This window comes from Streptosporangium oxazolinicum, assembly GCF_039537505.1.
Lineage (GTDB): Bacteria > Actinomycetota > Actinomycetes > Streptosporangiales > Streptosporangiaceae > Streptosporangium > Streptosporangium oxazolinicum.
In genome coordinates, this window is sequence record NZ_BAABAQ010000008.1 from 180,933 (window position 1) to 207,256 (window position 26,324).

At 72.2% G+C, this 26,324-nt stretch carries 20 protein-coding genes; 3 read left to right on the forward strand and 17 right to left on the reverse strand.

Annotated features, from left to right (window positions below):
- Nucleotides 1-70: 70 nt before the first annotated feature.
- Together ABD817_RS22190 and ABD817_RS22195 are read right to left on the reverse strand one after the other, a co-directional pair.
- Entirely contained in the window at nt 71-1,060 is a 990-nt protein-coding gene (locus tag ABD817_RS22190; protein WP_344919994.1) for a Gfo/Idh/MocA family protein, read from the reverse strand.
- Between the two features lie 198 nt (nt 1,061-1,258).
- Nucleotides 1,259-2,500 carry a class I SAM-dependent methyltransferase gene (locus ABD817_RS22195; RefSeq protein WP_344919995.1) on the reverse strand — a complete coding sequence of 414 codons (1,242 nt, stop codon included), beginning with the start codon at nt 2,498-2,500 and terminating at the stop codon, nt 1,259-1,261.
- A 718-nt stretch (nt 2,501-3,218) separates the two neighbouring features.
- Between ABD817_RS22195 and ABD817_RS22200 the strand changes: the two genes are divergently transcribed.
- On the forward strand, nt 3,219-3,773 hold the full coding sequence (locus ABD817_RS22200) for a hypothetical protein (RefSeq protein WP_344919996.1): 555 nt from the start codon (nt 3,219-3,221) through the stop codon (nt 3,771-3,773).
- Nucleotides 3,773-4,273 carry a hypothetical protein gene (locus ABD817_RS22205; RefSeq protein ID WP_344919997.1) on the forward strand — a complete coding sequence of 167 codons (501 nt, stop codon included), beginning with the start codon at nt 3,773-3,775 and terminating at the stop codon, nt 4,271-4,273. The genes ABD817_RS22200 and ABD817_RS22205 overlap by 1 nt, the downstream gene beginning before the upstream one ends.
- Here the strand turns inward: ABD817_RS22205 and ABD817_RS22210 are convergent.
- From ABD817_RS22210 to ABD817_RS22240, 7 genes are all read right to left on the reverse strand, one after another.
- A complete protein-coding gene (locus ABD817_RS22210; protein ID WP_344919998.1) occupies nt 4,201-4,926 on the reverse strand; it encodes an alpha/beta fold hydrolase in 726 nt (241 codons plus the stop codon). The genes ABD817_RS22205 and ABD817_RS22210 overlap by 73 nt on opposite strands.
- 5 nt (nt 4,927-4,931) lie before the next feature.
- Complete coding sequence (locus tag ABD817_RS22215) at nt 4,932-5,678, reverse strand: 4'-phosphopantetheinyl transferase family protein (RefSeq protein WP_344919999.1); 747 nt, start codon at nt 5,676-5,678, stop codon at nt 4,932-4,934.
- 504 nt (nt 5,679-6,182) lie between these two features.
- Nucleotides 6,183-6,986 (reverse strand): TIGR03084 family metal-binding protein, encoded by an 804-nt coding sequence (locus ABD817_RS22220; protein WP_344920000.1) that lies wholly within the window; start codon nt 6,984-6,986, stop codon nt 6,183-6,185.
- Nucleotides 6,973-8,040: a carboxymuconolactone decarboxylase family protein gene (locus tag ABD817_RS22225; RefSeq protein WP_344920162.1), complete on the reverse strand. Its 1,068-nt coding sequence runs from the start codon at nt 8,038-8,040 to the stop codon at nt 6,973-6,975. The genes ABD817_RS22220 and ABD817_RS22225 overlap by 14 nt, the downstream gene beginning before the upstream one ends.
- Nucleotides 8,041-8,060: 20 nt before the next feature.
- Nucleotides 8,061-9,713, reverse strand: coding sequence for a GMC family oxidoreductase N-terminal domain-containing protein (locus ABD817_RS22230; protein ID WP_344920001.1), 1,653 nt, complete (start codon nt 9,711-9,713; stop codon nt 8,061-8,063).
- On the reverse strand, nt 9,710-10,261 hold the full coding sequence (locus tag ABD817_RS22235; protein WP_344920002.1) for a DUF5987 family protein: 552 nt from the start codon (nt 10,259-10,261) through the stop codon (nt 9,710-9,712). Before ABD817_RS22235 ends, ABD817_RS22230 begins: the two co-directional genes overlap by 4 nt.
- Nucleotides 10,237-10,860, reverse strand: coding sequence for a SigE family RNA polymerase sigma factor (locus ABD817_RS22240; protein WP_344920163.1), 624 nt, complete (start codon nt 10,858-10,860; stop codon nt 10,237-10,239). Before ABD817_RS22240 ends, ABD817_RS22235 begins: the two co-directional genes overlap by 25 nt.
- A 1,229-nt stretch (nt 10,861-12,089) precedes the next feature.
- Here ABD817_RS22240 and ABD817_RS22245 point away from each other — a divergent pair.
- Nucleotides 12,090-12,872: a helix-turn-helix domain-containing protein gene (locus ABD817_RS22245; RefSeq protein WP_344920003.1), complete on the forward strand. Its 783-nt coding sequence runs from the start codon at nt 12,090-12,092 to the stop codon at nt 12,870-12,872.
- Nucleotides 12,873-13,058: 186 nt separating this feature from the next.
- Here ABD817_RS22245 and ABD817_RS22250 read toward each other — a convergent pair whose 3' ends face one another.
- The 8 genes from ABD817_RS22250 to ABD817_RS22285 form a co-directional block, all read right to left on the reverse strand.
- Nucleotides 13,059-14,462, reverse strand: coding sequence for a cytochrome P450 (locus ABD817_RS22250; RefSeq protein WP_344920004.1), 1,404 nt, complete (start codon nt 14,460-14,462; stop codon nt 13,059-13,061).
- On the reverse strand, nt 14,459-14,998 hold the full coding sequence (locus tag ABD817_RS22255) for a flavin reductase family protein (RefSeq protein WP_344920005.1): 540 nt from the start codon (nt 14,996-14,998) through the stop codon (nt 14,459-14,461). The genes ABD817_RS22250 and ABD817_RS22255 overlap by 4 nt, the downstream gene beginning before the upstream one ends.
- Before the next feature lie 21 nt (nt 14,999-15,019).
- Nucleotides 15,020-15,448, reverse strand: a complete 429-nt coding sequence (locus ABD817_RS22260) for an acyl-CoA thioesterase (RefSeq protein ID WP_344920006.1) — start codon at nt 15,446-15,448, stop codon at nt 15,020-15,022.
- Between the two features lie 3 nt (nt 15,449-15,451).
- Nucleotides 15,452-21,127 carry a type I polyketide synthase gene (locus tag ABD817_RS22265; RefSeq protein WP_344920007.1) on the reverse strand — a complete coding sequence of 1,892 codons (5,676 nt, stop codon included), beginning with the start codon at nt 21,125-21,127 and terminating at the stop codon, nt 15,452-15,454.
- Nucleotides 21,124-22,053: an enediyne biosynthesis protein gene (locus ABD817_RS22270; protein ID WP_344920008.1), complete on the reverse strand. Its 930-nt coding sequence runs from the start codon at nt 22,051-22,053 to the stop codon at nt 21,124-21,126. The genes ABD817_RS22265 and ABD817_RS22270 overlap by 4 nt, the downstream gene beginning before the upstream one ends.
- A 46-nt stretch (nt 22,054-22,099) precedes the next feature.
- Nucleotides 22,100-24,064, reverse strand: coding sequence for a CRTAC1 family protein (locus tag ABD817_RS22275; protein WP_344920009.1), 1,965 nt, complete (start codon nt 24,062-24,064; stop codon nt 22,100-22,102).
- Nucleotides 24,061-25,038 (reverse strand): DUF1702 family protein, encoded by a 978-nt coding sequence (locus ABD817_RS22280; RefSeq protein ID WP_344920010.1) that lies wholly within the window; start codon nt 25,036-25,038, stop codon nt 24,061-24,063. Before ABD817_RS22280 ends, ABD817_RS22275 begins: the two co-directional genes overlap by 4 nt.
- Before the next feature lie 276 nt (nt 25,039-25,314).
- On the reverse strand, nt 25,315-26,298 hold the full coding sequence (locus tag ABD817_RS22285) for a DUF1702 family protein (protein WP_344920011.1): 984 nt from the start codon (nt 26,296-26,298) through the stop codon (nt 25,315-25,317).
- Nucleotides 26,299-26,324 lie beyond the last annotated feature (26 nt).

Genomic DNA, 26,324 nt, shown 5'->3' on the forward strand with positions numbered 1-26,324 from the left:
CGCGCGACACACCGGAAAGGACCCGCGCGGGAGGCCGCGCGGGTCCTTTCCGGGTGCCGGGGCCCGGCCGCTAGATCCGGTGGGCGGTCTCGTCGATGTGGGCGACCAGTTCGGCGGTGCGGACGACCGTCGCCGACCACTCCCGGTGGCCCGGGTCGTGGCCGTGGGCGCGGGCGGCGTCGACCGCGGCCACGAAGGCGCCCACGGACGCGCTGAACTGGTGCTCGGCGGGCAGGGTGAGCTCCTCGACCCGGTCCTGCGACACGACGCGCAGGGTCGGCGCGTACCAGGAGGGCGGCAGGAAGGCCCGCTCGACGGTGAGCTGACCGGTGCCGCCCCAGAGCCGGTAGCGGGAGCCGAAGCCGTGCTCGAAACCGAAGTCACCGGTGGCGATCACGCCGTCCGGCGAGCAGGCGACGAAGCTGCCCGAGACGTCCACGCCGGAGACCGGGTCACGCCGCAGCACGGCGCCCACCACGGTCAGGTCGTCGCCGAGGAAGAACTGCGTCGCCCGCAGCGGGTAGACGCCGAGATCGAGCAGGGCGCCGCCGCCCAGCTCGGACCGGTACCTGACGTCGTCCTCCGGCAGGGGAGGAAAGCAGTAGGAGCTCGTGAAGTGCCGCAGCGGGCCGATGCGGCCCTCGGCCACCAGGGACCGCACGCGCCGGTGCTGGCCGTGGTGCAGGAAGCCGAAGTTCTCCCGCAGCACCAGGCCGCGGGCGGCGGCGGTCCGGGCCAGCTCGACGGTGTCCCGGACCGTGGTGGTGAGGGGCTTCTCCCCCAGGACGTGCTTGCCGCACTCCAGCGCCGCCAGCGCCATCTCGTGGTGCAGCGCGTTGGGGAGCGCGATGTAGACGGCGTCGATGTCGTCACGGGAGAGCAGGTTCTCGTACCCCACCACGGGGTCGCAGCCGAACCTCCCGGCGAAGGCCGCCGCCCTGTCGCGGTCCCGGCTGGCGACGGCGGCCAGGTGCGCGGCGGGGGTGTCCCGGATGGCGGGGAGCATGGTGCGCGCGCCGAACGACGAACAGCCGATCACGCCGATGCGCAGGGCGCTCACCGGGCCGCCGCCGGGGAGCCGCCGGATCCGCCGGGCGGGCTGACGGGGAAACCGGGCGGGCTGACGGAGAAGCCAGGCGGGCCGACGGAGAAGCCAGGCGGGCTGACGGGGAAACCGGGCGGGCTGGTGGGGAAGGTGTGCGCGGGCACCGCCGCTCCTGTTCTCTGGGGGGTGAGCCTTCTCTGGGGGTGAGCCGGGTCAGGCCGCCGAGACGGACGGCAGCGGGAAGACCATCTTCCCGCCCCCCGCCAGGAACTCCCCCTCCCGCTCGACGAACCCGTTGCGGTGCACCCACGGGAGCACCAGCAACTGGTCGGGGCGGCGCGCCTTGGCATCCTCCTCGGAGACGATGGGGATGCCGGTCCCCGGCGTGAAGCAGCCGTGCTTGCCCGGACTGACCTCGCCGATGCACGGCAGGTCCCCGGAGTCGATCCCGCAGTACTGCAGGACCACGTTGCCCTTGGTCGACGCCCCGTACCCCAGGGTCAGCTTCCCTGCCGCCCGCGAGTCGTCGAGGAACGCGCGCAGCTCGTCGCGGTGCTCGCGGACGCGGCGGGCGAAGGTCTCGTACGGGGCCATGGTGTCCAGTTCGAGATCGGTCTCCCGGCGGCGCATCCGGTCGATCGAGGCGGCGTCGACCTTGTGCCGGGCCGGGTCCTTGACCAGGGTGAGGCACAGGCTGCCGCCGTTGGCGTCGGTGTGCTCGGCGGACGTCAGGGTGAGACCGACGCGTTCGGCCATCCACTCGATCTGGCCCAGCGCGTAGTACTCCAGGTGCTCCTGGCACACCGCGTCGTAGGCGAGCGTCCCGAGCATGGAGGCCAGGTCGCTCATCTCGACCATCCACACGCCGTCGTCGGTGAGGATGTCGCGCACGTCGGCCATGAACCCGACCGGGTCGGGCAGGTCGTAGAACATCGCGATCGAGGTGACGATCTTGGCCTTGCGGTCGCCGTACCGCTCGGCGAAGACCGCCTTCGAGAAGAAGTCCGGGATCAGCTCGATGTGGCCGGGGTAGTACTCGCGCCACTTCTCGCCGGTGGGGTCGATGCCCACCAGGGTGGGGCCGTCGGCCGGATACCCCCGCAGCAGGGTGGAGTCGTTGCTGCCGATGTCGAGGACCAGGTCGGAGCTGCCGAGGTCGACCATGCCGGTGAGCCTCGCGACCTTGCCGTGCAAGTGGTTGATCATGTAAGGCCGGATGCCCGAGCGGTACCCGTAGTTGTCGCCGTACATGAGGGAGAGGTCGGCGGTGTGCCGCAGCTGCACCAGCCCGCAGCCGTCCGGGGAGCACTTGACGAGCTCCAGCGGGGCGGTCGGCACGACCTGGTCGAGGCTGGCGGGGAAAACGCCGGTCAGCGCCTGGGTGCCCAGGTCGAGTACCGGCAGCAGGGTGCGGTTGCCGCAGATGCGGCACTCGGTGCACTCGGTGATCTTCATACGCCTTCCCCTCGGTTGTCGTTCGGGTCGGGCGTGAGGCGCGGAGCCCCGCGTCCCGGGAATCCGGCGGCGTACGCCCGCCGGCCACCGCCCGCGTCGGTGGACACCTCCCCGGCCGGCGTGACACGCCGTCAGAACCCCGCGGAAGGCGGATCCACACGCGCCACCCAGTGTGCCGCCGGGCCTCGCCGCGAACGTCTTCCAAATTGCCCACCTGCCCCCGTGGCCGTCCGGAGACGATCGGCCAAGGCCGTCCCCATTCCGGAAACGCGCACGACGGAAGAACCCCGCGATTCCCTCCGGAGCTATCCTCGGAGGAACTTTCGCCAGACAGATCACCGGTTAGATCATCGGAGATGGAAGTCCAGGTCGAATGGTGGATGGTCTGACGTTCCACGGACCGGCGCGCATTCCGGCCGCCGACATTCGAACGGAGCCGTCCCATGCGCCGAATTCGCATTTCCAAATCCAAGCCGAAGAGCGCGAGCATACCTCCTGACCTGCGCACTCCGTCGGGCCGCCGACTGCCCTACTAGAAGGCCCCCGTACCCCGCCTCCCATTCCGGTCCCGCGGACCGTCCCGAAAAGATCGCCGATATCGCCACCGCGCCGACGGTGCGGTGAAACCCCGGCGACCGCGTGATTTCCCGCCGAACTCAGCAATATCGAAGATGCGTCGCGCGAACCGTCACAGGACCCTGATCCAGGGAGGTTCGCGATGACCACACAGACAACGACATCACGTGGCTGGCTGACGACACTCAACACCCGGCACCACAGGACGGCACTCAACGTCTACCTGGCGCTGGTGGTGGCGCACTGGGCCGAGCACATCCTCCAGGCGATCCAGATCTACGCACTGGGCTGGCCGCTGAAGGAGGCGCGCGGGGCCCTCGGCGTGCCCTTCCCCTGGCTCGTCACCTCCGAGTGGATGCACTACGGCTACGCGCTGCTGATGCTGGTCGGCCTGATCCTGCTGAGGCCCGGGTTCGTCGGCAGGTCCCGGGTGTGGTGGAACATCTCGTTGGGTATCCAGGTCTGGCACCACCTGGAGCATCTGCTGCTGCTCATCCAGGCGCTCGCCGGCGCCAACCTGCTCGGCAGGCCGGTCCCGACGAGCATCATCCAGCTTGTCGTGCCGCGAGTGGAGCTGCACCTGTTCTACAACGCCCTCGTCTTCGCGCCCATGGTCGTGGCGATGGTCCTGCACCGGCGGGCCCGTCAGGACGAGCGCGCCCGCATGCGCTGCACCTGCGCGCTGTCCCCCGCCTGATGACCGCGGGCAGGGGGCGCTCGCCCGCCTTCACCGTCGTGCTCACCCTCTTCGCCGGTCTCCTCGTCTACCTGGCCGTTCCCAACATGGGTACGGTCATCCGCGCCGCGCGAGCCGACGGGACGCCCGGCGTGTTCGTCCCGCGCGAGCTGTTCTGCGTGCAACACCCGGGACACGAGTCCTGCGTCTGGACGGGCGAGTTCCGCTCGGCCGACGGCATGACCCGCCGGGACGAGGTCGAGATGTACGGCAGCGATCGCGTCTCACACCGGGAGGGCGAACCGGCACCGGCCGTGGACGTCGGCGCCGCCAGCCGCGTCTACGGCCCGGGAGGGTCGAACGAGTGGGTCTTCACCGCGCTGCTGTTCGCGGCGGCGCTGGCGATCGTCTGGTTCCTGTACGGCGGGCCGCTGCGCCGGGCGCTCGGTCAGCGGTCCCGCCCGGCGATGCGCGCCAGGAGGTCGGCGAGCGGTCCCGGCACCGACACCATGGGCCAGTAACCGGCGTCCAGGGTGTGGAAGTCCCAGGTCGGAACCGCTCGCATCGCCGCGACGTCGGCCGCGACGCAGCCGTTGACGTGGTCCCTGGAACAGATGACGTAGCTGGCCCGCTGCCGGGCCAGCGGCCCCTCCAGCACGACGGGCTCCGTGACGGTGCGGCCGGGGTGGCCGACGAGGCGTTCGGCCAGCCGGCGCGCCTGGGTCCGGGTGAGGTCCTGTCCGTCGCCCACCACCGTGTGGTCGGGAGCGGGCCAGCGGCCCCCGTTGGCGTCGATGAGCCGGAGTTCGAGCGCGCGCTGGCGTTCGGGGAAGGCATGCAGCATGGAGCGCCCGTGGTGGGGCAGGAACGCCTCGACGAACACCGTGTGCGCGACGCGGTCACGCGCCCGATCGGCCACGAGACCGGCCACCAGGCCGGAGTAGCTGTGCCCGACGATGACCATCTCGTGGAGGTCCTCGGCCCGCAGGAGGGCGAGAACGTCGTTCACATGGGTCTCCAGGCCGACACCGGAGACGTCGGTCAGGTCGGTGCACAGCCCGCGCAGCGTGACGGCCCGAGCCGGGAAGCCGCGCCGGCGCAGGCGCCGCACCACCGGCTCCCAGATCCACGCGCCCGACCAGGCGCCGGGGAGGAGAAGGAGCCCTCTCTTCACGACGACTACCCTCGCACGGCCGGCGACGGGACGGCGCCGGGAACGGCCGCCACGCGGGACTCCACGACCCTGAGGGCCGGACCGGTGGAGATCACCGCCAGCGCGGCCACGTAGCCGCGGCCGGGCTCCAGGGACCGGAGCCGCACGTGGCCGGGAGGGATGTCGAGCGGCCAGCCGAGCAGCTCGGGATCGTCCGAGGGACCGCTCACCTCCACCCCGCCCGGCGGGACGCGCAGCCCGTGCCCGGTCGCCTTGAGAGCCGCCTCCTTGCGGACCCAGACCGTGGCGAAGGCCTCGTACCTCTCCTTCGGCGGCAGCGCCTCCACCGCGGACCGCTCGTCCTCGGTGAGGGCGGACCAGGCCGGGCCGTCCACCGGCGAGGAGGGCACGGCCTCCACGTCCACGCCGAGCGGCCCCTCGGCGGTGAGGGCCACCACGACCCGGTCGCCCGAGTGCGACACCGAGACGTGCAGCGGAGGGCCGTCTGTTTTGATCCGGGGTTTGCCGTGGTACCGGGTGCAGTCGGGGCAGGACCTGTCCACCACGACGTCCCCGGGACCGATCCCGAGCCGGGCGGCGACCACGGTACGCAGCAGCCAGGACCCGGTGAGGAAGCGGCGGCGGTCGGGCTCGCGGCGGAACAGCGCCGCCCGCTCCAGCTCGCGCTCGCCGAGCACCGGGACCAGGCTCTCGACCGGCCGGTCCCCCGGGGCGGCCCACCACACGTGGCACTCGCCGCTTGACATCATCATTGGAACTCCCTTGGCGGTGTCGAAGGCGGTGTCGAATGGCGATGGTGCCGGATCCGGTTTCCGCGCGAGCCGGGTGCGGCGGGGACTCGCACCGGTGCCGTCGGCGGGACCGGGACACGCGGAAACCCCGCAGGAGGTGCCTGCGGGGTTTCCGAGGGCTGCCAGGGCCCCGTACGGGACAACGGGGTCAGGTGGCGGTGCTGGATCCGGGAGTGCCGGTTTCCTCGGGGACGCCGGGGGAGATGTACAGCTCCGAGGTGCCCATCGTTTCCTCCTCGGGTTCTGCCGGTTGTCTCCAGTTAATGATCGGCGGCCGTTCCGTGTCACCTCCTGCAGTGCTTCACCGGATGACCCGCCCGGCGCCGCACCGGCCGTGCCCCGGTGGCGGCGTGCCACGCGAGGGCCGGACCGCTGTCAACGCGCGACCGACGCCCAACGCGATCGGTGCTCATCACGCGATCACTGTCCGGTACGTGATCGGCTGTCCGGTGTGTGATCCGCCGCTCAGCGCGCGGTCCGGGCGAACTGTCCGGGTCGCCGACCGGCCCCCGCCGGTCCCCGGTACGCCTGGGCGATGTCCAGCCAGCGGTCCGCCTCCTCGCCGACGGCCGTCACCGCCACGTCGGCGCGGTGCCGCCGCCGGGTCACCAGGAGGCAGAAGTCCTCCGCCGGCCCGCGGACCTGCTGGGGGGAGTCCTCCGGCCCGTAGGCCCACAGCTCGCCGGAGGGGCCGGTGATCTCGAAGCGGAACTCGGCCGGCGGCGGGGTCAGCCCGCGCGAGAGATAGCCGAAGTCGCGGGTGAGGACGGCGAACACGACCAGGTGCCTGAGCCGGTCGGTGCGCTCCGGCGTCACGCCCAGCGCGTCGGCGATGTCCTGCCCGTGCGCGAACTGCTCCATGATCCCGGCACACGCCAGCACGATCGGCGGCAGCGGGTTGACCAGCCACGGCACTGTCTGGCCCGCGGGCACGGCCGCCAGACCGGCGATCGCCGCCTTGCGCTCGGCCCGCCACTTGGCCAGCAGCTCGTCGGGGGTGTCGTTCGCGTAGGGCTTGAGCGCGGCGTTCACCGCGCCGTCGAAGTTCTGCTGCGCCCCCGCCGTCATCGCCTGGAACCCCTCGGGGTCGGTGGCGGACGTGGCGGCCAGGCGGAAGATGAAGATCAGGTGGGCGATCTGGTCGGCGATCGTCCAGCCGGTCGCGGGCGTGGGCAGGCGCCACCGCTCGGCGTCCAGGTCCGCCACCATCCGGTCCAGCTGGTCGCCGTCCGCGGCCAGGTCGTCGAGCACAACCTCAATCTCGCTCACGTGCGCGTCCTTTCACTTGGAGATCGGTTCTGTCTGCGATGGCTCGGGCGGACCACGTGCCCACCCGGCGGGCGGCCGTCAGGCTCGCCCAGGCGGTGACCTCGACGAGCGCCCGCTCGTCGGGTGTCGTGCGAAGGAACTCCTCGACCGCCTCCCGGTCCACCTGGTAGGAGGCCAGCGCCACCAGCAGGGCGAGGCGGGCGGCCGGGCGGTCCGCCTCGGGCAGCCCGGCGACGGCCCGCGCCGCCCAGTCGCGGCCGAGACCCGGCGGTTCGCCCTCCCAGGCGGCCACCCGGTCGGCGACCAGCGCGCGGACCCGTCCCGGCAGCGAGCGCCGCCCGCACTCCTCGACCGCGGCGGCGGCCCTGGCGAACGCCCCGGCCAGGTGGGGCACACCGGCAGCCCAGGACAGGTCGGCGGGCAGCGGCGCGACGGGCAGCAGGCCGAGCGAGGCCCCGGGGACGGCGGCCCGCCGCGCGGCCGGCCGCATGAGCGCGCCGAACAGCCGCATCGCGGGCCCGCGCGCGCCCCGGGGCAGCTCCGGCGGCAACGGCGAGTCTCCGAGGAACACGTTGACCATGCGGTTCAGGTACTGGAAGGTCACCGCGACCGCGACGAGCTCCGCGGCCCCGGACCCGCCGTCCCCGGCCGGTGGCTCGTCCCACGCCGTCGCGGCGGTCCCGCTCGCCCGCGCCCAGGCGGCCAGCGGCGCGAGCCGAGGATCCCGCGCCGCGCCCAGGCCGCGCAGCGTCGCGCCGTGCACGTCCACGCAGTACGGGCACGTGTTGCCCGCCGACACCTCGGCCGCCACCGTCTCCTTGGCCGCCCGCCCGGCGGTTCCCGGCACGAGCAGCGACTCGCGCAGGATGCTCCAGCTCGCCGCGAGGGCGGACGGCGCGGGCGAGTGCAGGATCACGGGCGGGGCGAGCATGCCGAAGTCCCGCGCGGCCTGCGCGTACACCTCGGCCACCAGCCCGTGCGCGGCGGCGGGCCGCACCGGGGAGACGTGGCGGACCTGGGCGAGCACCCCGGGCGCGGTGATCCGGCTGAGCATCCCGCTCACGGCGCGTTCCCCTAGTCCCGCAGCAGGGTGGGCACGAGGGGAGCGGTGGCCCGGCGACCGGCGGTGGAGCCGTCCGGCGCGGGTGCCCCGTACGTGACCCGGACGCCCCGCTCCCGGGCGGCCCGCACGATCCCGGGTACGGCCCGCTCGGCCAGCGCGGAGATGGTCATGGCCGGGTTGACGGTGAGCGCGCCCGGCACGGCCGAGCCGTCCGTGACGAAGATCCCCGGATGGCCGCGCAGCTCGTGCAGGTCGTCGAGGGCCGAGGTGTACGGGTCGTCGCCGATGCGGCAGGAGGCGAGCGGGTGCACCGTGTACGCGCCGACGAGGTCGTTCGTCCAGGGCGTCACGGTGGCGAGCCCGTCGCGTTCGAGGATGTCCTTGCACTCGGCGTCCGCCAGCGCCCAGGCCCCCAGCGTGTTGGCGGTCGGCTTGTAGCTGAGCCTGCCGACGCCGAGCATCTGCTGCGAGATCCGGTCGGCGTTGCCGCGCGCGGGCGGCGGGCCGAACACGCCCTCGTTGTCGTCCTCGATCATCTGGAAGATGATCAGCCAGGACCGCCAGTGCCGCAGCATCTCCTTCTTGTCGAGGCCGAACCACGTCGGGTCGGTCCCCCCGGCCAGCGCGAGGATGGTGCCCAGGCCGGGCGGGAAGTAGAGCTGCTCCAGTGAGTAGCGGGTGTACTCGGGCAGCGACCCGTCGAGCCGGTCCCAGTTGGCCACGGTCGGGCCCTTGCCGATCTGGTTGGCGGCGTAGGCCAGGCCGTCGCCCCGGTCCAGGCCGAGCACCTCGCGTACCCGGTCCTCGTTGAGCACCGCGGTGTTGAGCCGCTCGCCGTTGCCGGAGAAGTAGCGGCCCACCGCGTGCGGCATCGGCCCGAGCGCGGCCTCGCTGCGCTGCAGGATGACCGGGGTGGCGGCGCTCCCGGCGGCGAGCACGACCACCTTGGCGTCGATCGTCCCCTCGCCCGTCGTCAGCCGGTAGTCCTCGTCGTGCACGGTCTTGTAGTGCACGCGGTAGCCGCCGTCGTCGGTCCTAGTGATGCTCTGCACCTCGTGCAGCGGCCTGATCTCCGCGCCGTGCGCCACGGCCGCGGGCAGGTAGTTGAACAGCAGCGACTCCTTGGCGTCGAAGCGGCACCCGGCCATCATCCAGTTGCAGTTGACGCAGGCGCTGGTGTCCACCGCGGCGGGCACGGGGTTGGCGGTACGGCCCGCGTGGTGGCAGGCCGCCGCCCACAGGCCACCGGCGTAGGACACGTCCTCCCAGCCCTGCTGGGTGATGGGGATGGACTCGGCCACCCGGTCGTACCAGGGGTCGAGCGTGTCGCGGGTGATCGAGGACGGCCACATGCGCCGGTGGATGCTGCCGCGTCGCTCGAAGACGAAGCGGGGCGCGCGCGGCATGGCGGCGAAGTAGACGACGCTGCCGCCGCCCACGCAGTTGCCGCCCAGCACGCTCATCCCGTCGCCCACCACGAAGTCGAAGATGCGCGTGTAGGAGGAGCCCAGCTTGAAGTCGTGCTCGTACTCGTCGGTGGTGAGGTGCGGGCCGCGTTCGAGCACGACGACCCGCGCGCCACCGGCGGCCAGGTGGTAGGCGGGGATCGCGCCGCCGAAGCCGCTGCCGATCACCACGACGTCGGTGCGTTCGACGCTGTTCATGCGGGGCTCCCTGAGGGTGTGGTGTCGGGGCGCGGCCGGGCGAGCGGGCGGCCGTAGGACCAGGCGGAGAAGCGCAACAGACCGTCGGCGTCGGGGCGGGCCAGGCCCATCGCGGTCAGGCCGGGGTGCCCGGCGGCGACGGCGTCGGCGGTGTGCAGGTGCGCGGCGGAGTCGTAGGCCATGTAGCAGAACAGCGCCAGCAGCACCCACAGCGCCTTCTCCGGGTGGCCGGGCGCGGTCAGCACGCGGACCAGGGCGGTGCGCTCCTCGAACGGCAGGCCGACGAACGCCGGTACCTTCTCGTCGACGAGCAGCCCGCACCGGTCGGCGTGGACGTGGGCGTGGCCGTTCAGCGAGCGGGCGTAGTCGTCCAGGCCGTCGGTGAGGCCGGTGGCGTCCCATTCGAGGAGGTCGACGGCGCCGGCCGCGACCGCGCCACCGGTCGGGCTCATGTCCGCCACGGCCAGGTCTTGGGGGGAGCGTCTGTTCCCGGGCACGATGGTGTCCGCGAACGCCTCCAGGGTCACCCTGCTTGTCTCGTCCAGCATGTGTCTTCCCTCGTTGCCGTGTCCTCGCAGGGCCCCTCGCGGGTCTCCTGCGTTTCGAGCGCGGACCGCAGGATGCTCAGCGCCCTTACGGTCTGGCTCCGCACCGTGGACGACTCGTTGCCCATGACGCGGGCGGTGTCCTCGACGCTGCGGTCCTCCCAGAACCGGAGGAAGATCGTGGCCCGCTGCCGAGGCCCGAGAGTGGCCAGCGCGTCCATCAGCACCATGCGCTCGTTCACCAGCGCGCAGGGGTCCAGCGCCGAGGTGGGGTCGGGCGGCGCTCCGATGAGCACCTCGCGGGACCAGCGCATCGCCCTGCGGTCGCTGATGAGCAGGCGCCGCATGATCTGGCGCGCGTACGCCTGGATGTGGTCGCGACGGTCGAGACCGTCCCAGTGCCGGTGCAGTGCCAGAAGGGCGCGCTGGACGAGATCGTCGGCCTCGTACCAGTCCCCGGAAAGCCGGAACGCGATACGACGCAGCATTGGCCTGGCCTCTCGCGCGAAATGCGCGAATTCCTGTTCAGGCGCGTCAGATATAATCCACCCCCGGGGTTCCGAAAATTTCTCTCCACCTTCCCGGTGCGCGCAGCACTGAATGCCCCGGTACGCACAGAATTGAATGGCAGGGGTCGTTGTAACAACCCCTAGTGACCGCGTGTGCGCCCTTATTTGACTGGGTCGGTCAAGAAAGGCAAGAATTCGGTGGTGCTGTGACGCCGGAGTTTATTGGGGCGAATGAGATCGGATGGCCGGGAGGGGTTCGGGAGGGGGGGCGTTCACCGGCGGGTGAGCGGGCGTCGCCGGTGCGCGGTTTCCTCGGCCGGGTGAACGCACCGGCCGAGGGGTTCCGGGCCGCCGTCCGGGGCCGGGATCGTCCCCGGTGGGGAGCTCCGGGGCACAGGGTCCGACCTGCGCCTTCGCCGACGCGCGGACCCGCCGGACATCTGCCGGGGACGTGCGCCGGTCCGCTCCCGGGATTCCGCGCCGTGCCGTGGTACGCCCCCTATTCCGGACCCCCGAACCCCAGTTAACGTGCCTGGCGGCTGTCCGGAACGCTCCCGCCTGCATACGGTCGCGGCATGAGCATGACTGGGGCTCTGCTGGCCACCAGCGATCTCCATGTCGGGTTCGCCGAGGACAGGGCGATGGTGGTGGGCCCGCGCCCTCGCACGGCGGCCGACGCCGTCCGGCGGTCCGGCACGTTCGAACGAGTACCGGTACCCCTCGAACCGGTACCCCTCACGCTGACACCCCTAAAGTCGACACCCCTGAAGCCGGCACCCCTCGGGTCGGCACACCCTGGGGCGGCGCCGCTCAAACCGGCACATCTCATGGCGGAACCGCCCAGGTCGACACCCCTCAGGTCGGCCTCCCTCCCGTCGGCATTTCTCCTGCCGGAACCATCCGGGCCCGTATCTCCCAAGGGGCGTTTCGCCACCGTGGTCCGGGCGCCGGAAACCCGTGGGGCCTGGACCGTTCCCGGTGATCCCGAGTCGCGCGGCGACGAGCCGGCATGACGGGGTGCGGTCCGAGGAGGTGTCCTCGGCCACCCGCGCGAGCGGCGCTCGCACCCCCGGCCGGGCGGGCCGTCAGGGTGGCCCCCGCCGCCGTACCGGGAATGGGCCCGATAATTCCGCACTCTCGGATAAATGTGAAGATTTTCAAATTCTGTGGCATTTCGTGCAGCACCGGGCGCCCCTGAAGGCGTGTAGCAGATGGCAACGAAAGGCATTTTACCCAGGGTGTCCGAGGAAAGGTCGCAAACTCGAAGAGGCAATTATCACTCGGGTTTGCCCGACCGGGTCCTCCGGATTCCGGGAGGCCAAATGTATGACGTCATCGAACGAGCGGTCACGCGGGTCATCGAGAGCATGCACGAGAACCACGGCGAGCAACTCACCATCGACGACATGGCGCGCACCGCGATGTTCAGCAAGTTCCACTTCTCGCGCGTCTTCCAGCGGGTGACCGGACTGTCCCCCGGCCGGTTCCTGTCGGCCGTGCGGGTACGCGAGGCCAAGCGGCTGCTCGCGTCCACCTCGCTGAGCATCACGCACATCAGCCACCAGGTCGGCTACTCCAGCGTCGGCACGTTCAGCTCGCGCTTCACCCAGAGCGTGGGCCTGTCGCCCAGCAGGTACCGCCAGGTCATGAGCATCACCGCGCAGGACCTCACGGACGGGGGGAATCCGGTGCCCACGTGGCCGACGGTGACCCTGCACGGCACCGTCACCTCCCCGCTGCCGGACCGGCCGATCTTCGCCGGTATCTTCCCCCGTCCCATCCTCGAAGGCCGCCCGGCCAGCTTCACCCTGATCAGGCGGCCCGGCCCGTACGTGATGAGGAACGTGCCCGAGGGGCACTGGTACCTGATCGCGCAGTCCGTGGCCGAGTCTCGCGAGGACGCCATCCACTACCCGCCCGGCGGCGACGCGGCGCTGTGCATCGCCCGGCAGGGGCCGATCGCGATCGGCCCCGAGGGGGGCTCGCAGCGCGCCGACATCCGGCTCAAGCCGATGAGCCTCCTCGACCCGCCGGTGCTGCTCGCACTCCGCGACCCGCTCTCCTCCTGGAGCGCCGGGGCGGACGCAGGCGCCGACGAGCGATGAGCGGGGAGCCCCCGCACCGGTGAGGGATGAGCCTCGGCACCGGGAGGGATGAGCCCCGGCACCGGTGAGCGGCGGATCCCGCCGCTCACCGGCAGGGTGCCGACCGGCTCACCGCTCACCGGCAGGGTGCCCTCCGGCTCACCGCTCACCGGCGCGGTGTCAGGCCGGGCTCACGGTCGTCGGCGGTCATCGGCGCGATGTCAGGCTCACCGTCATCGGCAACCCGCCGCGTACCCGCAGCGACAACATGGGCTCCGGCACCGCCCGGCGCCCCGGCAGGCCGGTGAGCCGCAGGTCGCGGGTGACCATGGCCAGCACGAACGTCGCCTCCATCATCCCCAGGTGGTTGCCCACGCAGAAGCGCGGGCCCGCCCCGAACGGGATGTAGGCGTACCTCGGCCGGTCGGCCGACGCCTCGGGGGCGAACCGCTCCGGCCGGAACCGATCCGGCTCCCGCCAGTAGGCCGGGTGCCGGTGCAGGGTGTACGGGCTGATCAGCACGTCCGCCCCCGCGGGCACCCGGTAACCGCCCACCTCGTCCTCGCGTTCGGCCACCCGCGTCAGCGCCCACACCGGAGGGTAGAGGCGCATGACCTCCTCCAGCACCATCGTCGTGTAGGTGAGCCGGTGCAGGTCCTGGTAGACCGGCGGCCGGTCGCCCAGCACCGAGATGGCCTCCGCCCGCACCCGCTCACGTACCTCCGGGTGCCGGTCGAGGAGGTGGAAGGCCCACGACAGGGTGCTGGCGGTGGTCTCGTGCCCCGCCAGCAACACGGTGATCAGCTCCCCGCGCAACCGGTCACGAGCCTCACCGTCAGCTGAGTGGCCGGTACGACCGCCGTCCGCGAGACCGGTGCTGGCGATCAGGCGGGACAGCAGGTCGTTGCCGTCGGTCGGATCGCGGCGGCGCCCCGCCACGAGGCGGTCGACGATCCGGTGCAGTTCCCCCCGGGCGCGGCGAAAGCGCAGGTGCAGCGGCAGCGGCAGCCACAGCGGCACCATGGCCAGCGTGACCATCTCGAACATCGCCTGGTCCTGGACGCCCTCGAAGGCGTGCCCGAGCGAGGAGTGCTCTTCGAGGTCCGCGTCCAGCAGGGTGCGGCCCAGCACGCCGAGCGCCAGGCCGGTCATCTCCTTGGACACGTCCACCGGCCCGCCGCCCGCGTGGGCCCGCAGCCGCTCCACCAGCCGCCCCGCCTCATCGGCGATGACCGAGTCCAGCAGGGCGAGGCGCTTGTTCTGGAACAGCGGCTGGATGGTCGTGCGCTGCTGCCGCCACACCTCGCCGTGGCTGGTCAGCAGTCCGTCGCCGATCACCCGCCGTGCCTCGGTCAGCCCGATGCCCTTGCGGTAGTCGCCGCTGTGGTCGGCCAGGACGTGCTTGGCGTGGTCGGGGTGGTTGAACAGGTAGATCGCCTTGGGGCCGATGGTCATCCGCACGGCGTCGCCGTACCGGGCGGTGGCCCGGGTCAGCAGTGTCAGCCGGTCGGCCACCAGCCGGCGGTAGAGGGCGGGGGCGGCCCAGGGGGGCGGGCCGGGCGGCACGGCGCCCCGCCCGGTCCGCCGGGGGCGGTCGCCGACCGCGCTCACGCCGGCACCTCGCGCAGCTCGAAGGAGATCTTCGCGAACCGGCCCCGGTAGAACAGCAGCGCGCCGCAGTCGTTCAGCCGGCTCAGCGACACGACCTGGCCGACGAATATCGTGTGATCTCCTCCTTCGTAGATCCGCCAGACGTCGCACTCGAAGCAGGCCGCGGCACCGGCGACGAGCGGCACGCCGGTGGCACCGCCCGGCACCACCTCGATGTCGGCGAACTGGGCCGGGCCGATCGCGCGGTAGCGGTCGGCGAAGTGACGCGCCGTGGCCTCCTGGTGCGCGCCCAGCACGGACACCCCGAACGACTTCGCCGCGCTGAGACACTGGTGCATCACCGCCCCCTTGCTGACGCAGACCAGGATCAGCGGCGGGTCGAGGGACACCGACGTGAAGGAGTTGGCCGTCATCGCGTGGGGAACGGCGCCGCCCGTCGTGATCACGGTGACGCCGGTGGCGAAGGTCCCGAACGCGCGACGCAACGCCTTGGAGTCGTCGACTCCCAGCGACGGGGTTGATGGTGGGACTTGCACGCTGGCCTCCTGGATCCGCGTCTAGGACACGTACGGTTCGAGCGCCCTGACCAGGGACTCGGGAACCCTCGCGGGCACGGTCTTGGTGTTCGGCCCGCGCATGCAGGCCACCCGCTGCCTGCCCCGGGCGATGAGGTTCTCGGTCCCGTCGGGGTTGACCCGCACGTAGTCGAAGCCGAACTCCAGCTGGGTCTGCGCCAGCTCCAGCAGGCGCATCCTGATGGACAGTTCGTCGAAGGCCGTGATCTCCGCGAAGAGTTCGCAGTCCACCCTGAGGGTGAACAGCTTGAGGCCCTCCTGCAGCTCGGTGAGCACGTCGCGGGCCCGCTCCTTGAGGAACATCTCCCGGCATCGTCCCTGCCAGCGCAGGTAGTTGACGTAGTAGATGTTCCCCATGATCGAGGTTTCCTCGAAGCCCACCGTGTGGAGATACTCGTAGTACGTGCTCATGGGCTATGCCCTTCCTTCGGTGAGGATGGCGACGACCACGGGGCCCTGGACGTCGCGCACGGTGGTGGCCAGGGTGGCCACCGGCAGCCCGGCCGCGGACAGGACCACCCAGCCGTCCGTCGCGGCCCGCAGAAGCGTCGGCGGCTCCTCCGCGACGACCCCGGCACGCCGGGCGCAGGCCACGGCCGCCTGGATCCTGGCGGTGGAGGTGGACGGGTTCTCCGCCGCCTGCGCGGCGATCGCCTCGGTGAGCGCGTCCTGCGGTCCGGGCGGCCGGGCCGTGACCGGCACGATCGCGCAGCCCACGGCGCCGTCGGCGGCGACGCAGAGCGTCAGCCCCGGCACCCCGGCGCTCATGTGCCGGGCCGCGTGTTCGGTGCCCAGGCGGCGCAGGGCCGTCTCCTCCCGGCCGTCTCCCGGCTCGACGGCGACCGCGACCCGGGCGCCCGTCAGGTCCTCCAGCGTCCGCTCCAGGTACGGGCCGAGCAGCGGCGGCCACCACGGCCCGTGCCCGCCGATCTTGCGTACCGCCTGAAGGCGCAGCCCGTCCCAGCGTTCGACGACCTCGCCGTCCGCGGTGCGCACCGCGATGTCGTAGATGTAGGCGTCGCCGTCCCTGCCGCGTTCGGTGGCGCGGTAGCGCACCTCGCCCGCGCCGGCCAGCGCGGGGCCGCCGGGGTGGACGCGTTCGACACCGGTCGGCAGCAGTGTGGCGTCCGGTACGCACACCTGGTTGCCGTGCATCAGCGCGTCGCGCATGCCGGGGTCGCCCAGCAGCAGTTCCCCGGGCAGGAAGCCGGCGAACCAGTCGCCCTCCTCCACCACCCCGAGGTCGGCGTCCACGTCGCGGGCGGCCGCCCGGTGGTAGCGGCGCAGCCGGTGGAAGCGCCTGCCCTGGAAGAGCATCTCGCCGTACATCTGGGTGGCCGGGTCGAGCGTCACCGGCGGCACGTCGCCGTCACCCTGCTCGGGCGGACCGGCGGGCACGGGCTCGCCGGACAGGTTCAGCACGGCCGTGAAGTGGTCGACGTCGAAGCCGGTCTCCTGACTGCGGATGGCCACCGCCAGCGTGTCGTCGCCGGTGACGGTCGCCGCGATCCGCAGCCTGGTGCTCCCGTCGGGCGGCACGATGATCGGCCGCACGAACTCGGCCCGCTCGATGACCGGCGTCTCGTCGCGGCCGGTGGCGGCTCGGGCCACCTGGGCCATCGCCTCCATGCCGAACACGGCGGGGAAGAGCAGGTTGCCGTCCAGCAGGTGATCGGCCAGGTACAGGTCGGTCCCGGCGTGCACCTCGACCTCGCTGACCAGCTCCACGCCGTGGTAGCGGACCAGCGGCCTGCCGACGAAACGCAGCAGCGGCAGCTCCGGCAGGTCGCGGCGCACGGTGTGGATGCCCTCGGTACGCCCGCTGACGACCACGACGCCCGGGGTGTCGGGGTCACGCACCAGACGGCGCATGATCTCCACCCCCTCGGCCGCGGGGATCGGCGCGATGCCCTGTTCGGCCAGCCGGTCCACGACCGACAGCCGCTCGCCCATGCCGACCTCGGACCAGACCGACCACTCCACGCAGAGGCTCCGGCAGCCGGGGTGCCGCTCGCCGACCTCGCGGGTCAGGTCGGCGAGCCACTCGTTGGCGGTGGCGTAGTGCGCCTCGCCGTGCAGCCCGGCCCGGCCGATGATGCTGCCGAACGTCACCAGCAGCCGCAGCCGCCCCGGCTCCACGGCCGCCAGCACGTTCCGCAGGCCGTCGATCTTCGGTGCGAACGTACGGCGGAAGGCGGCCGGGTCGAGCCCGGCGATGCCCTCGGGCTCGTTGCGTCCGGCACCGTGCAACACCGCGGTCACCGGCCCCAGCGCCCGCTCGGCCTCCGACACCGCCCGCCGTACCTGGTCGGCGTCGGTGACGTCGGCCCTGGCGTAGTGGACGGTGAGTCCCAGGTCGGCCATCCGCCGCAGGTTGGCGGCGAGCTCCGGGTCGTCGGCCGGGTCGGAGCGGCCGAGGACGGCCAGCTTGGCCGCGCCCGCCGTCACCATGGCGCACTCGGCCGTGATGCCCTTGCCGCCCCCGGTGACCAGCAGGACGTCGGAGCCGGACAGCGGCTCCTCCTCCCGGGCGGGCCGCACCGGCAGCGCCCGCAGCGTGGGCACCCGCCGCACGCCGCGCGCGTCGTAGTGGACCTCGGTGAAGTCGGCGGTGGCCGCCGCCTCCGCCGCCACCCATCCGGCCGCCTCGGGGACGTCGGGCACGTGCGCGACGGTGGTGCGCAGCCCGGACTCCAGGTGGAGCGTCTTGGCCAGCCCGGCCGCGCCCCGCCCGTGCTGGACCAGCACGAACCGGGTGCCCGGCCCCTGCGCGAGGGCGGCCTTGGCGCCGAGCAGCGCCCGCTCCAGGTCGTCCGCCGGGCATTCCGGGGGCAGGCAGACCAGGACACCGGGTCCGATCCGTTCGCGTTCGAGTGCCTCGCGGAGCGGTTCGGCGAGGCCGGACCCGGCGGGCGCGTACACCTCCCACCGCCCGGCCCGTTCCTGGTCCGCGCGCCGGGGCCGGGGCAGCTCGTCCAGGTCCACGGCGAACGCGCGCACCCAGGGCGCGGCTCCCGCCACACCGCGTGCCGCCTGGCCGCGCGGTTCGGCGGCGAGCCGGTCCAGCGCCTCGCCCAGCTCGCGCAGGTTCGCCGTGGCCACGTTGGCCGGCGCCTGCCCGGCCGGTACGCCGAGTCGCTGGATGGCCTGGTCGATGATGTGCATCACGGTGACCGAGCTGAGGTGCAGTTCGTCCAGCGGCTTGCTGTCCTCGGTCACCATGTCCAGCGGCAGCTCGGCGCGTTCCGCGGCCAGGCGGCGCAGCAGTTCGACGGTGGACTCGCCCGGCTGCCCGGCCTGCCCCTCGGGGGCGACGGGCTGCTCGGGGGTCGCGGGCCGTTCGGCGGGGACCACCGCGGCCCTGTCCTTGATCCGCACCTGCGGGGCCTGTTCGGCCGGGCTGGTGAAGAAGGAGAACTCCGCGCCGATCTCCAGCGGCCGGATCAGCCGGCCGTGGAACAGCTCCTCGTGCGTGATCGGCACGCCCGCGACGTGGGCGGCGCCGGCCACGCCCAGGAGGCTCACCAGCGACTCGTCGTCGGTGTCCAGCGAGACGGCGGGCACGTCGGTCAGCTCCGCCGCCAGCCTGCCGAGTACCCGCCCGGGGCCCACCTCGACGAGCAGGTCCACGTCCTTGGCGACCGTCTCCATGGCCTGGGTGAACAGCACGGGGGCGGTGATCTGCCGGTGCAGCAGCGCGGCGACGTCGGTGCCGGGCGTGAGCGCCGTCCCCGTGACGGTGGAGACCACGCGCCGCCCGACCGGGCCGAACCGCTCCTCCCGCAGGTGACCGGCGAGGGCGGTGGCCGCGGGGGCGACCAGCGGGGAGTGGAAGGCGTGCGAGACGTTCAGCCGGGTCCAGCCCAGCCCGGCCCGGGTGGCCGCGCGCCCGAGTTCCTCGACGGCCTCGACGGGCCCGGCCACGACGGTCTGGTTCGGCGCGTTGTACCCGGCGATCACCACGGGCAGGTCGCCGACCAGCTCCAGCACGGTGTCGGGCGCGGCGCGGACTCCGGCCATGGTGCCCGAGGCGCTGTGCTCCTCCATGGCCAGGCCCCGCTTGGCGGCCACCCGCAGCAGCGCGGCCTCGTCCAGCGCGCCCGCCCAGTGCAGGGCCGAGATCTCGCCCAGGCTGTGCCCGACCGCGACGTCCGCCTCGACACCGAGCAGCGACAGCGCCCGCAGCCCCGCCAGGGACCCGGTGACGATGCGCGGCTGGGCGACCGAGGTGGCCACCATGTCCCCGGTGGCCGGCAGGTTCGCCGTGGCGTAGACCTCGGCGACGTCGGCGAGGCGCCGGCGCAGCGCGCCGCCGCCGGTCCCGCGCCCCGACCCCTGGCCGGGGAAGAGGTAGCCGATCCTGGGCTGGGTGGCGGCGTGCCCCAGGAACACCCTGCCGTCGTTGCCGGGGAGCCGGACCTCCTCCGACTCCAGCGCCGTCAGCAGGCGGGTGAGCCGGAGCTCGGCGTCGTCCGGCGAGGACACGACGGCCGCCGCTCGGTACGGCAGCCCGCGCAGCCGCCCGCGCAACGTGGCGGCCAGGTCGGCGAGCTGCCCGTACGAGAGCTTTGGCACGAAGCCGGTCAGCTCGGCCACCAGCTCCCGCACCTCGCCCCACGAGGCGCCGTCGATCAGCAGCAGCTCGGCGTCCTGGTACGACGCCGCGAGCAGCCTGGTCCGGCTGGACATCCGCCGCCGGGGCCCGGCGCCCTCGACCACGACGTGGGTGTTGATGCCGCCGAAGCCCATCGCGGTCACGCCCGCCCGCAGTTCGGCCCCCTCGGGCCACGGCTCGGCCACCCGCAGCGCCCGCAGCGCCGCGGGCTCCTCCGTGAGCACCTGGTGCGGCTCGACGCAGCCGATCGTGGGCGGCAGCACCTGCTCGTGCACGGCCATCGCCGCCTTGATGAGACCGGCCACGCCGGCCGCCGCCTTGGTGTGGCCGATCATGCCCTTGACCGAGGTGACGGCGGCGGGCGGCGCGGCGGGGTCGGCCTCCGCCCTGGCCCGCGACAGGGCGGTCAGCTCGGTCGCGTCGCCGAGTGCCGTGCCGGTGCCGTGGCCCTCGAAGAGCGCCACGGTGTCGATGCCGAACCCGGCCCGCTCGTACGCGCGGCGCAGGGCGAGCCGGTAGCCGCCGATCTCCGGGCGGGTGATGCTGCCCCTGCCGTCGGAGGAGACGCCCCACCCGGGGATGGTGGCGTAGATCCGGCGACCGGCGGCCAGCGCGTCGGACTCGCGCATCAGCACCACGATGCCGCAGCCCTCGCCGGGCCAGAAGCCGTTGGAGTGCCGGTCGTACAGCCGGAAGTCGCTCTTGGCCAGCGCCCCGGTCTTGGCGAAGCCGATCACCTCGAACGGGTCGATGGACAGGTCCACCCCACCGGCGATCGCCACGTCCAGGTCGTGGTCGGCGAGCGCCTTGCCGGCCGTCACCACCGACAGCAGCGACGAGGAGCAGGCCCCGTCCACGATGTAGCCGCCGCCGTTGAGGTCGAAGTGGTTGCAGATGCGCCCGGCGATCGTGTTGGCCAGCCCGCCGGCGAGGGTGTCCTCGTCCACCGGGGGGAAGGCGCTCTTGTAGGAGTCCTCGTAACCGGCGAGGAACTCCGCCACCCGGTCCTCGTCCCAGCCCTCCTCCCCGAGCGCCGCCGCGAGGGTGCGCCGCACGTACGGCCAGCGCAGCCGCAGCGTGTTCGCCCGGGTGAACTCGCCGGTGAGGGTGTTGCCCACGACGACGCCGGTGCGCTCGCGCGGCAGCCCGTCCCCGTCGGGGAACCCGGCGTCGGTGAGGGCGAGCCCGGCGACGTCCAGGGCGAGCCAGTGGGTCAGGTCGGTGGACCGGTAGGTGCTGCCCGGGATCCTGTGGGCGAGCCGGTCGAAGGCGTAGCCCTCGATGACCGCGGCGGTCCGCGTGTAGAAGCGGTCGGGAGTGGCCGGGTCGGGGTCCCAGTAGTCCTCCAGCCGCATGCGCTCGTCGGGCAGGCGGCGGAAGGCCCGGCGGCCCGCGACGGCGTTCTCCCACAGCTCGCGCGGTGAGGTGGCCTCCGGGTACCGGCAGGCCATACCGACAATCGCTATCTTCGTCATGCCTTCGCGACCTCTTGCTGGGCGGACTTGAGGGCCTCGTCGGCCGCGGCGCTGACCTTGGCGGCGTCGATCTCGCGCGCTTTGGCCACGAAGTGCAGCGACCAGAGGAAGCCACCGCGGATCAGGCAGACGATCGCGGTGGCGAAGAAGATGCCGTAGGGGATGTTCATCCCCATGAGCAGGCCGTACACCACGGCCACGCCGCCGCCGAAGGCGATCTGCGACAGCGGTTTGGACGGGGTCGTGCCCGGGTCGGTGATCATGTAGTTGGTGAACAGGATGAACGCCACCCCGGTCATGATGGCGAGGCCGCCGAGGATCGAGATGTCGTCGATGAAGATCCCGCGGAACACCGCCTGAAGGGCGAAGACCCCCACCCACCCGGCGATGAGCCACATCCGGCCGGTCAGCATGCCGTTGATCATGCTGCCGCCGAGGATGATGACGGCCGGGATGATCCAGTCGATCGGGTTGGTGACGTGCTCGGTGAAGTGGTACGGCGGCGCGATGCTGGCCCACGGGAACAGCAGCAGGATCACCGTGATCCCGAAGTTGGACGGGTTCATGAAGTGCCGCAGCCGGCCGCGTACGGGCGCCCTGAGCACCCACTTGGCGCCCACGGACACGATGACGCCGAACATCATGACCAGGACCTGGTCGTTGACGTAGATCAGCATGTTCAGGGCGAGGGAGGTGATGTGGGCGGGGAAGAGGAACTCGATCACCCCGCGCGGGCCGTTCCCCAGGAACCGGGGCGCGCGGCCCTCCGCGCGGGCCCCGATCAGCTCCAGGACGATCTCCGTGGTGTAGCCGGTGGCCAGCGCCACGAACGGCCAGGACCACGGCTGCTCGAACCCGAACAGGGTGTATCCGAGGAGGTTGAACACGGTGATCGAGATGGCGAACCTGCGCAGCGCCGTGATCACCTTTGGATCGTGACGTGGCGGAGTAGGTGCTTTGGGAGCCATGTCGTCACTTCTCCTTCGCTTGGGAGCCGAGCTGGAGGGTGTGCCAGCCGGGGGTGAGCTGGAGATCCTGCCGTCGCTGCTGTCCGGTCCGGTCGCGCCAGCTCACCTGCACCCGCAGGGGACCGGTCACGTTCTGGCCGAGACCGATGTGGACGGCGTGCGCGCGCTTGCCCGAGTGGCCGCTGCCGCCGTCCACCCGGCCGATGTAGCTGCGTCCGGCGGGGGTGGTCACCGTCACCTGCGCGCCGATCACCGGCGACCCGGCGGCGAGCGGTGATCCGGTGGTGGTGGAAGCGGTGGCGGGGGAGGCGGCGGGTGTGTCGTGCACGAGCCGCAGCCCCAGGAAGGAGCCGGGCGACGTGCTGGTGTTCAAGTAGAAGATCGGCGCGTCGAACTGGCGGGCCACCGCGAAGTCGATCAGGCCGTCGCCGTTGGCGTCACCGGTCGCGATGCCGCGCGTGGGGATGGGCGCGTCCAGGCCGAGCTGCTCCGACAGGTTGGCGTAGCGTCCGTCGGGCCCCTTGGAGAAGAAGGCGAGCGGCTGGCTGCCCGCGATGTCGCCACCCTCGGTGACGTTGGGCCAGGACTTGGGGTTGCTGGTCACGCCGTCGTTGGAGGCCGCCAGCTCCTGCAGCGTCGGCCAGCGGTTGACGTCGCCCTTGACGAACCCGATCGCCTGGACGATCTCCAGCTCGCCGTTGTTGTCGAAGTCCTCGATCTTGGGGTCCCAGCCCCACCCGGACCAGGCGGTGCGCAACTCGGCGCTCATGTCCTTCCAGGGCGCCTCGCCGTCGCGCAGCTTGGCCCGCAGTTCGGCGCGGTCCTTCGCGGTGGACAGGAAGTGGAAGTTGCTCTCCTGGATGCCGTACGGCGTGGTGATGTTGCTGACGAAGAAGTCGTAGATGCCGTCGTGGTTGAAGTCGCCCGCGTCCGACCCCATGCCCTTGAAGGAGTCGTCGCCGAGAATCTTGGACTTCGGGACGTCGGCGCTGCGGACCCCGCCGACGCGCGAGAACGCGATCTTCCCGGGCGACGAGGTGTTGTAGAGCAGGTGGTCGGCCCCGAAGTCGTTGTTCAGCATCAGCTCGGGCAGCGCGTCCCCGTCGAGGTCCACCGAGGTCGCGCCGAGCTCCCAGCCCGTGGAGATCTCGCCGGGCAGCACGTTGTCGACCCTGGTGAACGCGCCCCCGCCGGTCCCCCGGAAGAAGTAGTTCCGGCCGCCGTTGACCGCCTTCGACAGCGAGTCGTTCATCTCCACGCCGCCGTCGACGCGGTGGTCGAGGATCGGGCTGCCGTCGGGGAAGTAGTTGCCGACGAAGATGTCCTGCTTGCCGTCACCGTCGAAGTCGGCGACGGTCGCCACGTTGCTGTTCCACCGCTCGCCCTCGTAGGAGGAGCCGCCGGAGTTGGGCACGAGCTCGGTCGCCTCGAACGCGGCGGCGTCCAGCTTGGCCGCGTCCGGGCGCTGCAGGTGCAGGGTGGGCGTACGGCCCCACCAGTAGACGAGCAGGTCGACGCGGCCGTCGTCGTCGTAGTCGCCGGGCACCGCCCCCATGGGTGCCATGGCCTCCTTCACTGGCAGCGCGCCGTAGGTCAGCGCGAACGGCTGGTACCGCGCCGGCCCGCCCGGCACCGGGGTGACGACCACCTGGTCGGTGCGGGGGTCGACGACGACCAGGTCGTCGTCCCTGCCGTTGCCGTCCAGGTCGTTCATCGCGATCGCGGCGCCCACCGAGGAGATCCACGCGTCGATGTGCTTGAAGGCCTGGTTCACCTTGCGTACGGTCTGCTGCGGGCTCCCGCCCGGCAGCGCGATGCTCATCGGCGTGAAGCCGTACGAGCGAGCCAGCTCCGTCCTTTTCGCCTCGGAGGCGAACGTCGGGCTGCTCACCACGAACATGGCGATCACCAGCGCGAGGGCGACGACTCCCGCCATCTGCCTGCGCAGCCATGCGGCTACCGTGGTCACGAGGCAACACCTCCATGGAAGACGAACGTGTCGGCGATCCGGCGCCGCCACACCTCGTAGGCGGGCGACGGGCCGGGTTCCGTCCCGGTGGGACGGGTCTCGCGGCTGATCTCGGCCGCGCGCTCCGCCGTGGTGTCGCAGAGCACCTGGGCGGCAGACTCGGTGTGCGGGAAGAGCAGTCCGGCGCGGATCCTGGCCTCGGCCGCGAAAGCGCTGCCCTGGGCGAGCTGGGGACGGTGGGCACCGGCGCGGTCGCACAGCTCCCGCAACTCGGACTCGTCGGCGCCACCCGCGTAGGTGGCGGCCAGGCCGACGCCGCCGTAGAGGTCGGCGCGGCGCGCCTCGGGGAACCGCTCGACCAGCTGGACGACCCGGTCCACGTCGGTGCCGCCGACGAACCACAGGGCCCGGCCGACGCCCTGGTCGATGGCGCGGGCGGCGTAGGCGTCCTGGCCCGCGGGCCAGGAGAAGCGGTCCTCGCGGGCCTGCCGGTGCACGTACCGCTCGGTGTGGAAGTACGCCTGGTGGAAGCCGTACCCGTCGTGGACCAGCCACAGCAGCAGCGGGTCGAGCGACTCGCTCCTCGGCCACAGGAAGCGGGGCAGCCGGGCCATCGCCCAGCCGACTCCCACGTAGACCATGTAGTTGTGACGGCCGCCGCGTCCCCCCAGGAAGGTCTTCACCCGGCGCAGGCCGCTGAAGGTCATGCCGTCCAGGACGGCGAAGCCCATGCCCGCGCCCTCGTAGGCGAAGCCGCGGAACCTCGCGGGGACCTCCTCCAGCCGCGTCTCCGCCTCGGCCGGAGTGCGCGACTCCACGGCGTGGGCGTAACCGGTGAGGAAGTACTCGCCGACCGTCTCCAGCAGCTGGGCGGACGCCGCGTCCTTCTCCTGGAAGCCGCGCTTCTTGAGTTTCGTCTCCCCTATGTCCGGCACGAGAATTCTGCGCCTCAATAACCGCAACGCGCTAGACAAATCAGCCTCCGCCGCTGATAGCCAATAATTCTTGTCCTATTTACGCATGTCACGCTGTGACCGAACAACTTCGGCTTTGCTCAGCTGGGAGGCCCTTTTCGGGCAGGCCAAAGCGAAATGCGGGTGCTTTTGGGGTGTGGCGGGTGGGACTAATTCACCTGGGGGCATGGCGAGTGGTGGGACCAATTCGCCGAGGGGATGACGGGTGGTTAGGGCTAATTCGCCAGGGGTGTGACGGGGGTGGGGCTAATTCGCCGGTGGTGGGGCTGATTTCCGCTACTTCACCTCTACCGCGAAATGGGCGCGCACCCGCCCCCGCCAGATCTCGTACGCCGGAACCGGCCCGGAGGCGCCGGGCTCGACCGCGGTGCCGTCGGCAAGCGCCACCGCGCCCGCCACGGACAACCCGGTGAGCGCCGTCCCCGCGGCCTCGGAGTGCGCCGGGACGAACCCCGAGTAGTGCCGCGCCTTCGTGGCGAAGACCGAGCCCTGGGCCAGCTCGGCGCGGTACTCCCCGGCCTCCTCGCGCAGCGCGGCGGCCGCGCCGCCCTCACCGCCCCCGGCGAACGTCGCGGCGAGCCCGACGCCGCTCCACAGGTCCGCCTGCCGGTGCGTGGCGAACGCCCGCACCGCCGCCGACACGTCGGCCACCCGCCCGCCGTGGATGAACCACAGCGCCCGCCCGATCCCCTGGTCGACCGCGCGCGAGAAGTAGCCCATGTCCCCCTGCCACGAGTAGGCCACGGGCACCCGCTGCTCGCCGACCCAGCGCGGGGTGTGGAAGTAGGCCAGGTCGAAGCCGTACCCGTCCACCGCGAGCCAGCTCATCGTGGGATGGTAGGGCGTGCCGTCCAGGTCGGGCAGCACCTTCTTCCACAGCGGCCTGGGCAGGCGGGCCATGGCGAAGCCGATGCCGATGTAGGCGAGGAAGATGTGCGGCTGGCCGGGCCCCAGGAGCAGCTCGCGGGTGCGGTGCCCGCGCCCGCCTGCCATCGCGTCGAGCACGGTGAAGGCCATCGTCGCGCCCTCGTAGGCGAAGCCCCGCAGCTCGGTGTCCACCAGGGCCAGCCTGCGCTCGACCTCCCACTGGTCGCGGGCGTCGATCCCCCACTCGAAGCCGCACACCACGGCCTGCGGGATCGCCTCCAGCCGCTCGGTCAGCGCGGACGGGACCACCGTGAAACCGCGCCCGGCGAACGTCACGTCGGCCAGGGACGGCGCCAGCACGAGCCGGCGAAGGGAACCGAGAGCTGTGGACATCCGAACTCCGCTCAAGACCAGACCGA

Excerpts from the sequence above, each read along its gene's own strand:
- ABD817_RS22195 (WP_344919995.1), bottom strand. The coding sequence starts at position 2,500 with ATGAAGATCACCGAGTGCACCGAGTGCCGCATCTGCGGCAACCGCACC.
- ABD817_RS22200 (WP_344919996.1), top strand. The coding sequence starts at position 3,219 with ATGACCACACAGACAACGACATCACGTGGCTGGCTGACGACACTCAAC.
- ABD817_RS22205 (WP_344919997.1), top strand. The coding sequence starts at position 3,773 with ATGACCGCGGGCAGGGGGCGCTCGCCCGCCTTCACCGTCGTGCTCACC.
- ABD817_RS22215 (WP_344919999.1), bottom strand. The coding sequence starts at position 5,678 with ATGATGATGTCAAGCGGCGAGTGCCACGTGTGGTGGGCCGCCCCGGGG.
- ABD817_RS22225 (WP_344920162.1), bottom strand. The coding sequence starts at position 8,040 with ATGCTCAGCCGGATCACCGCGCCCGGGGTGCTCGCCCAGGTCCGCCAC.
- ABD817_RS22230 (WP_344920001.1), bottom strand. The coding sequence starts at position 9,713 with ATGAACAGCGTCGAACGCACCGACGTCGTGGTGATCGGCAGCGGCTTC.
- ABD817_RS22235 (WP_344920002.1), bottom strand. The coding sequence starts at position 10,261 with ATGCTGGACGAGACAAGCAGGGTGACCCTGGAGGCGTTCGCGGACACC.
- ABD817_RS22245 (WP_344920003.1), top strand. The coding sequence starts at position 12,090 with ATGTATGACGTCATCGAACGAGCGGTCACGCGGGTCATCGAGAGCATG.
- ABD817_RS22260 (WP_344920006.1), bottom strand. The coding sequence starts at position 15,448 with ATGAGCACGTACTACGAGTATCTCCACACGGTGGGCTTCGAGGAAACC.
- ABD817_RS22265 (WP_344920007.1), bottom strand. The coding sequence starts at position 21,127 with ATGACGAAGATAGCGATTGTCGGTATGGCCTGCCGGTACCCGGAGGCC.
- ABD817_RS22285 (WP_344920011.1), bottom strand. The coding sequence starts at position 26,298 with ATGTCCACAGCTCTCGGTTCCCTTCGCCGGCTCGTGCTGGCGCCGTCC.